12 protein-coding genes are annotated in these 14,972 nt (G+C 43.2%); 5 read left to right on the top strand and 7 right to left on the bottom strand.

The annotated features are described in order from the left end of the window. Window positions 1-293 precede the first annotated feature (293 nt). The 5 genes from ACHCNF_RS14930 to ACHCNF_RS14910 all read left to right on the top strand — a co-directional run bounded on the left by ACHCNF_RS14930 (window position 294) and on the right by ACHCNF_RS14910 (window position 5,775). Complete coding sequence (locus tag ACHCNF_RS14930; RefSeq protein WP_408070534.1) at window positions 294-1,829, top strand: ATP-binding cassette domain-containing protein; 1,536 nt, start codon at window positions 294-296, stop codon at window positions 1,827-1,829. Next, the gene (locus ACHCNF_RS14925; RefSeq protein WP_408070533.1) at window positions 1,826-2,773 is read left to right on the top strand and encodes an ABC transporter permease subunit; all 948 of its coding nucleotides are present in this window, start codon (window positions 1,826-1,828) and stop codon (window positions 2,771-2,773) included. Before ACHCNF_RS14930 ends, ACHCNF_RS14925 begins: the two co-directional genes overlap by 4 nt. After that, window positions 2,770-3,915, top strand: a complete 1,146-nt coding sequence (locus tag ACHCNF_RS14920) for an ABC transporter permease subunit (RefSeq protein WP_408070532.1) — start codon at window positions 2,770-2,772, stop codon at window positions 3,913-3,915. The genes ACHCNF_RS14925 and ACHCNF_RS14920 overlap by 4 nt, the downstream gene beginning before the upstream one ends. Before the next feature lie 25 nt (window positions 3,916-3,940). Further along, window positions 3,941-5,014 (top strand): substrate-binding domain-containing protein, encoded by a 1,074-nt coding sequence (locus ACHCNF_RS14915; protein WP_408070531.1) that lies wholly within the window; start codon window positions 3,941-3,943, stop codon window positions 5,012-5,014. Between the two features lie 305 nt (window positions 5,015-5,319). Then, window positions 5,320-5,775, top strand: a complete 456-nt coding sequence (locus tag ACHCNF_RS14910) for a hypothetical protein (protein WP_408070530.1) — start codon at window positions 5,320-5,322, stop codon at window positions 5,773-5,775. Here the strand turns inward: ACHCNF_RS14910 and purD are convergent. The 7 genes from purD to ACHCNF_RS14875 form a co-directional block, all read right to left on the bottom strand. Beyond that, entirely contained in the window at window positions 5,742-7,016 is a 1,275-nt protein-coding gene (gene purD / locus ACHCNF_RS14905; protein ID WP_408070529.1) for a phosphoribosylamine--glycine ligase, read from the bottom strand. The two genes, ACHCNF_RS14910 and purD, sit on opposite strands and share 34 nt — an antisense overlap. Window positions 7,017-7,032: 16 nt before the next feature. Next, window positions 7,033-7,677, bottom strand: a complete 645-nt coding sequence (purN, locus tag ACHCNF_RS14900; protein ID WP_408070528.1) for a phosphoribosylglycinamide formyltransferase — start codon at window positions 7,675-7,677, stop codon at window positions 7,033-7,035. After that, on the bottom strand, window positions 7,671-8,705 hold the full coding sequence (gene purM / locus ACHCNF_RS14895; protein ID WP_408070527.1) for a phosphoribosylformylglycinamidine cyclo-ligase: 1,035 nt from the start codon (window positions 8,703-8,705) through the stop codon (window positions 7,671-7,673). The genes purN and purM overlap by 7 nt, the downstream gene beginning before the upstream one ends. Before the next feature lie 112 nt (window positions 8,706-8,817). After that, window positions 8,818-9,318 (bottom strand): 5-(carboxyamino)imidazole ribonucleotide mutase, encoded by a 501-nt coding sequence (gene purE / locus ACHCNF_RS14890; RefSeq protein ID WP_408070526.1) that lies wholly within the window; start codon window positions 9,316-9,318, stop codon window positions 8,818-8,820. A 120-nt stretch (window positions 9,319-9,438) separates the two neighbouring features. Beyond that, window positions 9,439-12,123 carry a DegV family protein gene (locus tag ACHCNF_RS14885; protein WP_408070525.1) on the bottom strand — a complete coding sequence of 895 codons (2,685 nt, stop codon included), beginning with the start codon at window positions 12,121-12,123 and terminating at the stop codon, window positions 9,439-9,441. After that, window positions 12,120-14,597, bottom strand: coding sequence for a hybrid sensor histidine kinase/response regulator (locus tag ACHCNF_RS14880; RefSeq protein ID WP_408070524.1), 2,478 nt, complete (start codon window positions 14,595-14,597; stop codon window positions 12,120-12,122). The genes ACHCNF_RS14885 and ACHCNF_RS14880 overlap by 4 nt, the downstream gene beginning before the upstream one ends. Window positions 14,598-14,606: 9 nt before the next feature. Further along, window positions 14,607-14,969: a DUF6142 family protein gene (locus ACHCNF_RS14875; protein WP_408070523.1), complete on the bottom strand. Its 363-nt coding sequence runs from the start codon at window positions 14,967-14,969 to the stop codon at window positions 14,607-14,609. Between the last annotated feature and the right edge of the window lie 3 nt (window positions 14,970-14,972).

The following is a 14,972-nucleotide window of genomic DNA, read 5'->3' as shown; positions in this document are numbered from 1 at the left end:
TAAAAATTTAATGCACATAAATATTTCTGTTTGCTGAAATTAACAACTCAACATTTGGTGCTAGTATAACACAAAACCACTACATTTTCACCTGATATGACTTTTTTTTAATAGTTTGTAACATTTTTTGTCCATATCCTGGTAAGACACCAAGATATATGTCAAGACAATTAATTCTAAATGTAATATAATTTATTTATATGCCGATTTATTGATTAATTATTATCGATTCTGTACCATGTAACATTAAAACATCTGTTGGCAACACCATATTGTGAAGAAAGAGGTATAATATGGAAGATTTGCTTGTCATGAGAAACATCACAAAATGTTTCCCCGGAAGTAAGGCTTTGGACAATGTCAGCTTTTCTGTAAAAGCAGGCGAAATCCATGCTCTTGTCGGTGAAAATGGTGCCGGAAAATCCACTTTGATGAACATCCTTAGCGGTAACATTCCCTTTGGTCAATATGAGGGCGAATTACTGCTAGATGGCAAAAGATGTCAATTTAAATCTCCCAAGGATTCAGAAGCCATTGGCATAGTTATCGTTCATCAGGAGCTCTCACTTGTGCAGAGCATGTCCATAGCTGATAATCTGTTTTTGGGAAATGAAAAAGGTTCCCGCTTTGTACTTGACCGAAAAAAAACTCTTGAAGAAGCCAAAAAGGTTCTGTCGCTGGTAAATCTTACTGAAAATCCCGCTACTACCGTTGAAAGAATAAATGCCGGCGAGCAGCAGCTCGTTGAAATAGCCAAAGCTCTGTCCAAAAATTCCAGGATTCTGATTCTTGATGAACCTACATCATCTCTGGGCGAGGAGCATTCAGCTGCCCTTTTAAAACTCATGAAGGAGCTGAAAGCCAAGGGGCACTCCATGATCATAATCTCCCATAAGCTAAATGAGATATTTGATGTTGCGGACAGAATAACAATCCTTAGAGACGGTAAGACCATCGAAACTCTGGAAAATGACAGGAACACAATTGATAAGGACCGCATCATCCACGGCATGATTGGAAGAGACCTGGATGTCCTTTACCCTGAAAAAAAATCCACAATAAAGAATGAAGTTGCCCTTAAGGTTGAGCATTACAATATAGAAAGCGTACGGAGAAAAGGTGCCCTTTCTCTGGAAGATATCTCTTTTCATATAAACAAGGGTGAAGTTGTTGGACTCTACGGACTGCTTGCATCGGGCAGAAGTAAACTTGCAAAAAGTCTCTTCGGTAGATCTAACAAGTTCAACGCATATGGAACGGTAGAAATTGACGGCAAGAAGGTAGACCTGCATACTCCTAAGGAAGCCATCATGGCAGGTATCGCTTATGTGGCTGATGACAGAATACAAAATGGCCTGTCACTTGACAGGAGCATCCGTGAAAATACCACTCTTGCAGGTATTCACAAACTGACAAACTACGGCTTTTTAGATAAGAAAGAAGAACGCAATGTAGCAGAGGATTCCATGGTCCGCTTCCACACCAAGGCGCGTTCGATCGAGCAGACCGTAAAGGAACTCTCCGGCGGAAATCAGCAAAAGGTACTGTTGTCAGAGTGGCTCTATACCGATCCCAAGGTTCTTATACTGGATGAACCGACCCGAGGAATCGATGTCGGCGCACGATATGAAATATATTGCATAATAAATGATTTCGTAGCAGAAGGAGGCGCTGTCCTTCTGATATCCTCTGAGCTTCCTGAGATCATGGGACTCAGTGACAGAATCTATGTCCTGTCGGAGGGCAGAATAACAGGTGAAGTAGATACCGCCAATACGACACCTGAAGAAATCATGAGCTTGATAGTCGGGGAGGGGCAAAAAGAATGAACTTAAAGCAATTTCTTAAACGCAACTATCTTTTTATCGCACTCCTTCTGGCTATAGTAATCTTCGGTTTTTCTACAGAAGGAAAGCTGTTTTATGAAACAAATATCAAAAACCTGTTTTTACAGAACATATACGTTTTTGTCCTTTCTTCAGGTATGTTTCTGTGCATCCTTGCCGGTGGTAATACTGATCTGTCATGTGGCTCCGGCTTATATTTTATTGCCGCAGTTGGTGCTTATCTTATGCAAAGAGGAATCGAAGGAATTCCCGCTTTTATTGCCATGCTCATCACCGGCTGTTTGATCGGCATCTGGCATGGTATTCTCATAGGAAAACTTGAGCTTCCCTCCATGATAGTGACCCTTGCCGGGATGAGTATTTTCCAGGGCTTCGGCGATTACATTATTGGGGGATTTACACTTTCTGTAACTAACGAGCAGTTTTTATCAATATTTGGATTGCATGGACTTTTTTCCTTTCCACTGCTGATCGTTCTGCTATGTATACTCGCAACCATTTATACAAGCGAACTATCCCCCTTTGGACGTCATATCTACGCGCTTGGCGGCAATGTAAAGGCTGCAAGATCCTCGGGAATAAGCCCGTTCCGCGTTGTATTTTTCACCTATGTCTATATGGGAATCATGACAGCCATCTCCGCCGCACTGGTGGCCGGGAGAATGGGAATTGTACCTCCGGGGCTTGGTAAATCCTATGAGATGGATGCCATCGCTGCCTGCTTCATAGGCGGAACAGCCGTTACAGGAGGAAAGGGAAGAATGCTGGGAGTAATCCTTGGTGCTCTCCTTATGGGAATAATCAATCAGGGAATGAGTATAATAGGTATTTCCGCCAACTGGCAGGCCGCTGTCAAAGGCGTTCTTCTGGTATGTGCAGTACTCCTTGGCAATGTATCAATTGAAGGAGGGCGCGTACAGTTATGAGAAAAAATTTGGAAAACAACTCCCATTTATATATATTTATAATCCTGATTGCACTGTTTGCAATTCTGACAGGTGGAGATATCCTTAGTCCTATGAACGTTTCTTCACTGTTCCTTCAGAATTCCCACATCTTTATCCTGGTTGCGGGAATGACGATATGCATGTGTAAAAAGGGCAATCTTGATATCAGCATCGGTTCCTTTATTTGCTTTGTATGCGCCATGGGCGGCGTTTTTCTCTCTATATTGAAGCTAGGAACCCCTCTCTCAATAATTCTACTGTTTGTAGTGGGAATTCTCTGGGGATGCCTTGTAGGTTTTATAATCTCCTATTGCAATGTTCCTGCATGGGTAGCTACTCTTGGTGGTTATCTTACATTTAGAGGCCTTGGAACTGCTATCCTCAACAATTTTTCCGCAACAGGCAGCATCACAGGAATTCCTGACAGTTTCATAAGACTTTTCTCAGGAAAAATGTTCAGATCAGACTTAAACAGCTTTGGAGTTTCATCACTTATTGTTTGTATTCTGCTGGCAGTTATCGGCATTGTCTGCAAAATTATCTTAACAAAAAAAGAAGGCCTTCCCATAACGCCTAAATACTATATAGTATCAGCAGTATTCCTTTTGCTTTCAGTTTTCATAGGAACATCCTTTGCAAGAACAGGCGGTATCCCTGTTCCCTTCTTATGGATGATCATCACTGTGGGAATTCCTGCCTTCTGGCTTGATGCCACAACAAAAGGCAGAAAGCTCGTAATGCTTGGCTCAAATCCCGCAAATGCAACTCTTGGAGGCGTTGATACCAAAAAAGCCGTTCTTTTAACCTATGTTTTCATGGCTCTTTGTTCCACACTTTCTGCCTGCATAGTTCTTGCGAAATTTCATGCGGCAAGCTCTTATGCCGGTGTGAATTTTGAAATGGATGTAATTGCAGCCTGTGTAATAGGCGGCGTTTCAGTTTATGGTGGAAAACAGGAAATCCTGGGTGCTGTCATGGGCGCCGTGCTGATAGGAATTATAAACCTTGGGCTTAGTCTTCTTGGCATCAACATGACAGGCCAGATGATCTTAAAAGGAATCATAATCCTTCTTGCGATTTCCCTGGACATTTTTATCAAACGTCAGGATACACGCAGATAAGTTTAAAGAAAAGGTGGCGCACATAATGAATAAAAGAAATAGGAAATATATATATATCTTACTTGCTCTGTCTGCACTGCTGATACTTATGACAGGATGCTATGCAAAAAAGAGCGACAAAAAGATTATTGGAATCAGTGCTCCAAGTAATGAAATCCAAAGGTGGGCCTTGGAAACGGTTCAGATAAGGGATGAGCTCTATAAACGCGGATATGATGTCATCACTCAGTATGCCAGCAATGATGTAGCTATGCAGATCAATCAGATAGAAAACATGATAGCCCAGGGCGCTGAGGTTTTGATAATAATCCCCGTTGAATCTGCATCCCTTGGAGAAGCCATGGATATGGCAAAGGAACATAACATACCTGTAATCAGCTATGACATGTTGATCACAAATACCGATGCTGTGAGCTATTACACAACCTTCGACAATTACGGTGTAGGCAGGATCATGGGCGAATATGTCCGTGGCAAGCTGGACCTGGATAATGCAAGCAGGACCTATAATATTGAATTCACATCAGGAAATCCCGGTGATAACAACGCTGCATACTTTTTTAACGGTGCAAAAGATGTCTTACAGCCATATCTTGACAATGGCGTGCTGAACATTGTATCCGGTCAGACCACATTTACTCAGTGCTCAACTCCCGGATGGAGTACTGAAAAAGCCCAGCACCGCGCAGAAAATATTCTCGCATCATTTTATCAGGATACAGATGTCGATATATGGATATCGGGTTCAGACATAACCTCCCTTGGTATCATAGGAGCACTTGGTAACTCTTATAACGGCAGTTATCCTCTTATTACCGGTCAGGACTGCTCGCTTCTTAATGTAAAATATATCATGGAAGGTAAGCAGGCGATGAGCGTATTTAAGGATCCTACTCTTCTGATAGAAGCCACCACCAATATGGTGGATGAGATTCTATCCGGAAAAGAAGTGACTGTCAACGATACCGAAACTTATTTTAACGGCATAAAAACCGTTCCCTCCTACTTGTGCAAACCGGTTTACATAGACGCAGATAATTACGAGGATGTTCTTATATCTTCAGGCTTCTATACAAAAGAACAACTACTGGAAGACTAAATGGCTAAAAGACTTCCCACATACTAATCCCCTGCGAGCCCCATTTCTTCTGCGCTCGGCTAACCATTAAAACAGAGGAAGTTTGTATAAACATATGCCGCCCTGCAGAACTCACTCTATGCCGGGAACCATTCGTTTCTCCGCTGTGGCGATTATGTGTGAGCGCTTGTTTTCTAATACCGGCAATGCCACTTTGGGGCATGCGTAGAAAACTGTTTGAAGCAGGACGCATCTACAGTATATAAAAGCGTGGTCATAAAAAAATATGCGTCCTGCAAGTTTTTTTCGGAGCATGCCTATAAAAAGTGGCAGCCGGTATTTTAGAAAACAAAGCGAGCATAATGAGCAAGCAGCGGAGGAACGATGGATTCCAAGGCATAGAGCTCAGACATGCTTTGGGCGGCATATATACAAACTTCCTCTGTTTTAATAGCCTCGCCAGCAGAAGAAATGGGGCCCGCAAGGAATATGTATGTGGGAATATGTGCAGGCTCTTTTTAATGTTTACAGATCTTTTTATAAACAGCCCAGCCCTAAGGCATCCGTTTGGAAATGTGCAGTTCTCGGACGAGGATGCTGATTTTCAAGATGAAGGAATGAAGAGAGCTCGACTGCTACGAACAACGCTGAGAGGAGAGCTCTCTTCATTCATGAGTCTTAGAAAATCACACCGCAGACGAAAACAAGCATTTCTAAATGGATGCATTTATTCTGTTATTGATAAAACTTATGCTTCTTCTATAGCCTTACCTATGTCGTGACGCATATATTTGTTCTCAAAGCTTACCCATTCGGTAGCTTCGTAGGCTTTCTTTCGTGCCTCCTTAAGAGTATCTCCCTTTGCGGTGATGCCAAGTACGCGGCCACCATTTGTTACGATCCTGCTGTTTTCATCAAACCTGGTGCCTGCGTGGAAGCAGTAATAGCCGTCCTTATCCTTGAAGTTCTCAAGGCCTGTTATTTCCTTGCCCTTCTCATAGCTTACCGGATAGCCCTCAGATGCCAGAACCACGCATACTGCGGCCTTATCCTCAAACTTAAGATCAAGCTTATCAAGAGTACCGTCAATAACAGCCTCGCATACCTCTATCATATCTGTCTCGAGTCTAGGCAGAACTACCTGAGCTTCAGGGTCGCCAAATCTTGCGTTATACTCAAGAACCTTGGGACCATCCTCAGTGAGCATCAGTCCAAAGAAAATAACTCCCTTGAACTCTCTGCCCTCAGATCTCATGGCGTCAACAGTTTTCTGATAGATGTGTTCCTTACAGAACTTATCAACTTCATCAGTATAGAAGGGGCTTGGTGAAAAGTTACCCATTCCGCCTGTATTAAGGCCTGTGTCTCCGTCTCCTGCTCTCTTATGATCCTGAGCTGAGCTCATGAGCTTTATGGTCTTACCATCAACAAATGAGAGAACAGAAACCTCACGACCTGTCATGAATTCCTCGATAACCATGCGATTTCCGGCATCGCCAAACTTCTTGGTCTCCATGATCTCACGAACCCCTGCCTCAGCATCAGCCTTAGTTTCACAGATGAGTACACCCTTGCCGAGTGCAAGACCGTCTGCCTTAAGAACGATGGGAAACTTAGCAGTCTCAAGATATTCAAGTGCTTTCTCCGGATCGTCAAAGGTCTCGTAAGCTGCTGTAGGAATGCCATACTTTTTCATAAGATCCTTTGAAAAAGCTTTACTTCCTTCAAGAATTGCAGCGTTCTTTCTGGGACCGAATACTCTGAGTCCCTCAGCCTCAAAGGCATCTACGATACCGCCTACAAGCGGGTCGTCCATTCCGACAATTGTAAGATCGATCTGCATATTTTTTGCAAATCTGACAAGTTTATCAAATTCCATGGGAGAGATCGGTACACATTCAGCGAGCTCTGCGATTCCGGCATTACCGGGTGCACAATAGAGCTTATCAAGATGTTTGCTTCTTGATACCGCTTCTGCTATAGCGTGTTCTCTTCCGCCTCCGCCAACTATAAGTACGTTCATATCGTCCTCCAAATAATTAAATGTTATCCGGGTCGTATCCTTCAATTACAACCTTGCCATCAACAACCTTCACCTTATCGTTTGCTATAAGGTCGATTGCCCTGGGAAGTATCTTCCACTCTGCCTGCTCCATAATTCTCTGCTGAAGAGTCTTGGCAGTATCATCGGGGCGAATCATTACAGGTTTCTGCAGAATAATGGGGCCTGTGTCTGTTCCCTCATCAACAAAGTGAACTGTCGCTCCTGAGACCCTTACGCCTCTCTCAAGCGCCTTCTCATGCACCTTAAGTCCGTAGTAACCCGTTCCGCAAAATGACGGAATAAGCGAAGGATGGATATTTATGATCCTTCCTGAAAATGCCTTTACGATTTTCTCCGGAATTACCACAAGACATCCCGCAAGAACTATCAGGTCCGGATTTTCCTTCGCAAGTAAATCATAAAAAGCTTCATTAAAAGCATCTCTGTTTTCAAATTCCTTTGGAACAAGAACCTCTGTCCTTATCCCATGCTTTGCTGCCCTCTCAAGAGCATAGGCATTGCGGTTATTTGAAAAAACCATGCCTATTCTGGTATTGGTAATTGTACCGTTCTCCACGGCATCAATTATTGCCTGGAGGTTTGTTCCGCCTCCTGACACAAGGACTGCAATGTTCAGCATATCTCTACTCCCTTGTCTCCTGCCTCAACAGAGCCGACAATCCATGCCTTCTCGCCTGACTCCTCGATAGCCTTAAGAGTCTTTTCAGCATCAGCAGGATCAACTGCTATTACCATACCAAGTCCGCAGTTAAAGGTATTGAACATCATCTTTTCATCCAGATTGCCCTTCTTTTTCATGAGCTTGAAAATAGCGGGAACCTCGTAGCTGTCCTTCTTCACAACTGCCTTACAGCCGTCGGGAAGCATTCTCGGAATATTTTCGTAAAAGCCGCCGCCTGTGATATGGCTGTAGCCCTTAGCCTTTACTCCTGCATTTTTAATGCTCTTCTGCATCTTTACATATATTCTTGTGGGCTCAAGAAGTGCCTCACCAAGTGTGCAGCCAAGCTCGTCATAGTATGTCTCAAGGCTCTCCTTTGTCATATCGAACACTTTTCTCACAAGTGAGAAGCCGTTACTGTGAACACCTGAAGAAGCTACGCCGATAAGTGTATCACCGGGTTTAATTGTGCTTCCATCGATCATGTCCTCTCTGTCTACTACACCAACAGCAAAGCCTGCTACGTCATATTCATCCTCAGGCATAAGTCCGGGATGCTCTGCTGTCTCACCACCAACAAGTGCACATTCAGACTGCTTGCAGCCCTCAGCAACACCCTTAACTATTGCGGCAATCTTCTCAGGATAGTTTTTGCCGCAAGCAATGTAATCGAGGAAGAAAAGAGGCTCGCCGCCTGCACAGATTACATCGTTTACACACATTGCAACGGCGTCAATTCCGATAGTGTCATGCTTATCTAAAAGAAACGCAAGCTTAATCTTGGTTCCTACTCCGTCGGTTCCGGATAAAAGTACCGGATCCTTCATATTTTTAATGTTCGCAAGAGAAAACGCTCCTGAAAATCCTCCAAGACCACCAAGGACCTCAGGTCTCATTGTTTCCTTTACATATCCCTTGATCATCTCCACTGACTTGTAGCCTGCTTCGATATCAACACCCGCGTTTTTGTAGTTAAGCTCTGCCATTTTTTCCTCCGTTTTTTGAACTCATTTGTCCTTTGGGCACCTCCCCGTCAAGGAGAAGTCGCCAAGTAAGATAGATAAATTTGTGTTACTTATATGGAAAGCATTGGATCAATCAGTAGTTTTTATAACCTACTTCCTGTAAATGCTCATCCTTTTTGATTACAGCTTCCTTAAGTCCCTTTGAATATTCCTTAAGTTTTGAAAGAAGCTCTGCATCACTTGTAGCAAGAATCTTAGCTGCAAGAAGACCTGCATTCGCGCCACCATTGATAGCAACAGTAGCAACCGGAATGCCTGTAGGCATCTGTACTATACTGTAAAGAGAATCTCTACCGCCTAATGAAGTTGTATGCATGGGGATTCCGATAACAGGCATTGGGAAAATAGCGGCGCACATACCAGGAAGATGTGCAGCCATTCCTGCTCCGGCAATGATGACTTTAAAACCTTTATCCTCGGCGCTCTTCGCATAATTAAAGAACTCCTCGGGTTCGCGATGTGCCGAGATAATATTCATCTCATAAGAAATACCCAGCTCATCAAGTATTTGTGCTGCTTTGGCCATGACCGGCATATCCGAATCAGAGCCCATAACAATTCCAACTTGTGCCATTTCTCTCCTCCGAACTTGATTATAATTAATGTATTATGTCCCCTCAAAATGCAGGGACCTCTATCACAGAAAAGAATATAACACAGTTTTCTTTAACAATCCACTAATCAATTTTGTTTTTTATCCTCTGACTCCGTTATCAGCCAGCAGATAGAGCAGCCCAAAAGCACCGCTTCCGTGAATTGCCGCCATGGAAGCAGATTCCTTCTGAACTATTATTTCATCAAACACCATTAAACTGTTGACCCATCTCTTGATATCATCAAGCTCCGTTTGTGACAGATCCGTATGGGTTATGAAAAGGAGTTTCCTGTCAATTGGTGAAAAGCGCGTAAGCTGATCCTCGACATATTTTTTCCTGCACTTTTCCACAGGACCTACCATCATTTTTCCGAGGGTTCCTCTTCCGTCTCTGAAAAGTATAGCAGGCTTAAGCATAAATACTCTGCTGGCGCCACCAACTCTTCTCTTTATTCTTCCCATTCTGATAAGGTAGTCTATATTATCTACAAGAAAGCTTGTATGTACACGTTTCTTTATCACATTTAATTCTGCAATACATTCCTGAACATTTTTGCCCTCCTGGCACAGTCTTATAGCTTCAAGCACTAATATTCCTATGCCGCTTGAAAGTGACTCTGAGTCTATGACAGTCACCTTATCAAAGGAAGCTGCTGCCTCTTTTGCCACATGGAATGCCCCACCTGCTTTTCCGGACATACTGATATGAATGATATTCTCAGCATCAGACAAATGCGCTGCAAAAAAGTCCTCATAGTCCTGGACTGTAGGTACTTCTGCAAAAAGATCCTCTGATCCGCCTTCACTCATGTATTTAAGGATGCCTTCAGTTTCTACCTCAACGCCATCCAAAAATACTCCGTTCTTGGTCTTAATGGACAGTGGAATGATTGGTATTCTCAGCTTTTCAAGCATCTCCTTTGGTATATCACAGGCGCTTTCGGTGGTGATAAGAATTGGCAGTCTCTCCTTAGAACCCATAAGCTTGTCATCCTCAGGGTCTATATATAGAGGAGATATTCTTCTGACCTTGTCAGCAGGAAGGACTCTGAGAAGCGTATTTTCAAGCATCTCACCGGATACAGGCTTTAACAAAAATCCATCAAAGCCGGCAGCCCTATACTTGGCCTGGTCATCTGCCGATGTATAAGCCGTTATTATGATCACAGGTGTCTCCCGGCACATTCCGCCAACCTGGGTGCGGAGTTGTCTCAGGCACTCTATTCCATCCATCTCGGGCATCTCATAATCCATGAAAATGCAGTCATATTGGATATCCGCACATCTTGACAGACATTCTATCCCATTTTCAGCCTGATCGATCACCATCTTGGTATCCCTGAGAAGCTTGGCCGTAACAATCCTGTTCATGACATTGTCGTCCACAATCAGAACCCTGCAGGAAGGAGCCTCAAAGCTCTGCCTGTAGAACTGATTAACCTCCCGGCTTTTCAAAGTCTCAAGGGCAAGTTCGCCCACAGGTTCAACCGAAACAACCTCCTGCGGCAGCGTAACCGTAAAGGTTGAACCCTTGGTGTAAATACTGTTTACCTGAATCTCTCCCTCCATGGCATCCGTCAGCTGTTTAACAATGGCAAGGCCAAGGCCGGTGCCGCCAATTCCCTTTGTCTGCTTTACATTTACCCTCTTAAATTCGTCAAACAGATATGGCATATTGTCCCTCTTGATTCCCATACCTGTATCTTCTACGGTAAAAGCAAGATAAATCCTGTTGTTACTGTCAGGTCGCCACTTAACAGACAGCTTCACACTGCCTTCATTTGTATACTTTATGGCATTGCCGATGAGGTTCATAAGTATCTGCTCTATTCTGACATCATCTCCCAGGAGTCTCTTGGGAATTGTCTTGTCGATATCAACATGAAAAGCAAGACCTTTTCTTGAAGCCTCATCCCAGATAAGGTTCACCGTCTCAGAGAGCATAAGTGCAACATCATACTCTGCAGGTATAATCTCCATCATTCCGGACTCCAGCTTACTCATATCGAGAACATCATTCATAAGAGATAGAAGCATCTTACTTGCGCTCTTGATATTGGATGCACTCTCTGCAACTTCATCGGTGGTGGCATTTCGGAGTATTACCTCATTAAACCCAAGGATTGAATCTATGGGAGTTCTTATCTCGTGGCTGACACTTGAAAAGAATCTGCTCCTTGCCTGCCCGAGCTTTTCAATCTCTTCCTTTTGCTGCTCAATAAGCTTATTCTCCGATTTATAAATCTGATTTTGAAAAAGTATCATTATGGTCAAAAGTCCACTCACAATAAGCACACTGGTAACCGAGTCAAAATGAGCAGCTTCATTTGTGTGTGCTGTAACAAAATCAGGAAATTTATACGCAAAATAATAAGAGATTGCTGTGGTAATCCCGCCTATTGCCAGAAGAAAATATTTTCTCAATCCCTCTACAGTCATACCGATGAAGGTAAAACCGAATACAAACCATATGGGAGAACCGCCGTAGATACCGCCTCCAAGGATGAAGGCCATGGGCAGAATAAACAGCACAAGAGCAGAAGCTATGATGGTAGCTCCAAGCTGAACCTTCCTCTTTTTGATGGTCACCATGAAGATTACGGTAAAAATGATCAGGAAGACCGATATAATAAAAGTGTTAAGGATACTGTCCTCTACAAGTATACCTATAAAGATCAGAATGAACATGGAAAGAAGCCCTATTACAGGTATGACTGAAAACATCTTTTCCTGCAGGGTCTTGTCTCTGTCATTTGCCACACTGAACAAGCGCTTAATGATCATGATGCACTACCTCCGCGAACCCGCATTATATCAGCTCTTACGGCATCAATCTGCCCCCTTAGGTCATCGTGATTTGCTACAACGAATGCCTCCCACTTTTCTTCGGCGGCTCTGGCTATATCCCCTGCCTTTTTGGAGAGGTCATTTGCACCTATTATCTTTGAAGAAAGCTTAAGTCCCTCAAGCTTTATCCTGTAATTTTCCCAGTCTTTCTCATCATACAGTTTCTGAAGTTCTGCAATAATCTCATCCGCTTCTCTGTCAAATTCAAGAAGCATCTCAATATAAAAATCATTACTTCCGCGGCATATCCTAACACCGTTCTGAGGATTCAGAATTCCAAAGTTCATGGGAATAGCTGCACCGCCATATACATTCGAAGGATGCTCCTCTTCCTTTTCTTCTTTAACTGCCACATATTCCCACATAGTTGAAGGCAGGAGCTTTTTCAAAACTCTCTCAAGCTCTGAGACCTCTATTGGCTTTGCCAGAAACTCATCGAAGCCTTCCTTCATGAACATCTCTCTCACACCGCTGACAGCATTGGCAGTAAATGCAATGATGGCTGCCCTGTCATCCTGGCCGGCGTTAGTCCTTATCTTCTTCATTGCTTCTACGCCGTCTACCTCGGGCATCATATGATCCATGAAAATTACATCATATTTCTTTTTCTCGCACATCGTAACAGCTTCCATACCGCTATGGGCAAGATCTGCTATCATTCCGTAGCCGGCAAGGATACCCTTTGCAACGATAAGGTTCATATCCTCATCATCTACAATAAGGGCATTTACATTCTTAAACACAAGCTTTTTGCCGCTGGTTTCAGGGTCAAACTCCCAGAGAGCCATTTTCCTGTTAACTGCATTTACTATGGAATGACTGAAAATCGGTTTCCTGATAAAGGTCACATTGCTGTTTTCAGGTACCTTAAAACCCGGAGAAACCGAGGCTATAACAGATATGTCAGCCTTTACATTTTCATACCATTCAGGATTCTCAAGGTATTCCTCCTGGGCTATTACTATATGTGTTATCTGATTTTTGGTGCTAAGCCTCTTTAATTCCTCGAATTCCACAACCCTATGGATAGGCACAGAAAGGCCTTTAAGTATGTGCATGATCATAGTAGTATAGTATTCTCTTACCGCAGGACTCTTATACTTATCATTTCTAAGGTAGCAGGCAACCTCAAGCTTCTCAGGGTGGTCAACAACAACACTTGGCTTCTCATCCACAACCTTTTGCGGAAAGCTGACTATAACCTTTGTGCCCTTTTTGAGCTCACTCTCTATTTTCACAAATCCGCCCATCTTCTTGACAAAGCCATATACTATAGCTAGTCCAAGGCCAATTCCTTCCACTCTTCTGCTTCTTCCGGAATCTATCTGATACAAGCCTTCAATAACCCTCTTTCTCTCTTCATCAGACATACCGATTCCTGTATCCGTGACCTCTATGCAAAGGTTAACGCCGTACTCTTTTTTCCTTGTGAAAACGTGGAGATTGACGCAGCCGTTACAATCAGTAAACTTCACTGCGTTTATCATGAGATGTCTGATTATTCTCTTTATTCTGGCTGAGTCTCCCACCATTCTGGCAGGAATATTGGCGTCCATATCTATTATTACTTCGGGCGCTCCCTCCTTTTGAAGCCTGAATTCCACAGCTATATCACTTATTATGGATGATATTCTGTACTCATCCTCAGAAAGAATAAGAGACTCCGTATCTATCTCAGTATAATCAAGGATATCTTCTATTCTGCTAAAAAGTCTGCGACCCGCTCCCTGTATGGCACTAAGATTTGCCTTCTTATTTTCCTCCTTCTCACCATCAAGAAGAAGACCAGATAAGCCTGTAACAACATTGATAGGTGTTCGCAGCTCATGAGAAATATTCGCCATGAAGTCCTCTGATTTCTGCTTCATGTCCCTCATCTGTTCTTCAAGGTCATCTGCCGTTCTTTTGGAAAAAGTGAACATCTCGCATATATAGCCTGCCGTTCTGTCCGCCAGAATAATTGCAAGACAATCAAGAAGCACTATTCCTGCATTCAGCTCATTTTTCTCCATATTGGACAGGATAAGTATGAGATGATATCCGAGAAGCATCACATATGCCATCAGAAATATTCGAAGAACTGCTTTTTCCTCAGTGAGAGTAAAAAGCATCATCGCAAGCACAAATATAAGCGCAGAATTATAAAATTGGTTAATATGGGATCCATAAAAGAACACGGCGAGCGAGATAAAGCCCGCATAGACAAAAATCCGGAATCTGAAAACAAACTGTCCGGACACATAAATACTCCAGGAAGTAACGGTTCCGATCACAATGACCGGAATCGCCCACAATTCCCATTTTTCAACTATGGAGACAACAATAAGTCCAAGGGAATACATGGAATAGCACACAAGTATCACTATCTGAATACTTCTTTGTATATCCTCATTCCGCCTGCTTCTGTCCATAGGTACACCTCATAAGACCGAAAAGTACAATAGCATCCCTACCCAAATAATAGAAAGCACATTGAGTATTATCCCCAAAGTCGGAAACAGCCTGAATATATCCTTTTCCATCCTGGACAGTATTCCCAGAACAAGTCCCGCTATAGAATAGACCAGGCAGAACATCACTGCCACAGCATACCTGGGCTCTGCCTGTCCACCATTTCTATAGCTAAGGAAAACCGCATAGCTGATGGTGAATACCGAAATAGCACCAAGAGCGGTGGAAAGGATACCCCTTTCAGGATGCTTCTTGTCCGTGAACACGTATCTGCCGTGTCCTCGGACAGGAAGCTTTAATTTCAGTTTTCTCCTCTTTCTTCTCTCCTCCATATA

The organism is Butyrivibrio sp. NATIVEDY162 (genome assembly GCF_045999815.1).
Lineage (GTDB): Bacteria > Bacillota > Clostridia > Lachnospirales > Lachnospiraceae > Butyrivibrio.
The sequence above is the reverse complement of the archived record's forward strand: the minus strand, read 5'-3'. Positions and strand labels throughout refer to the sequence as shown.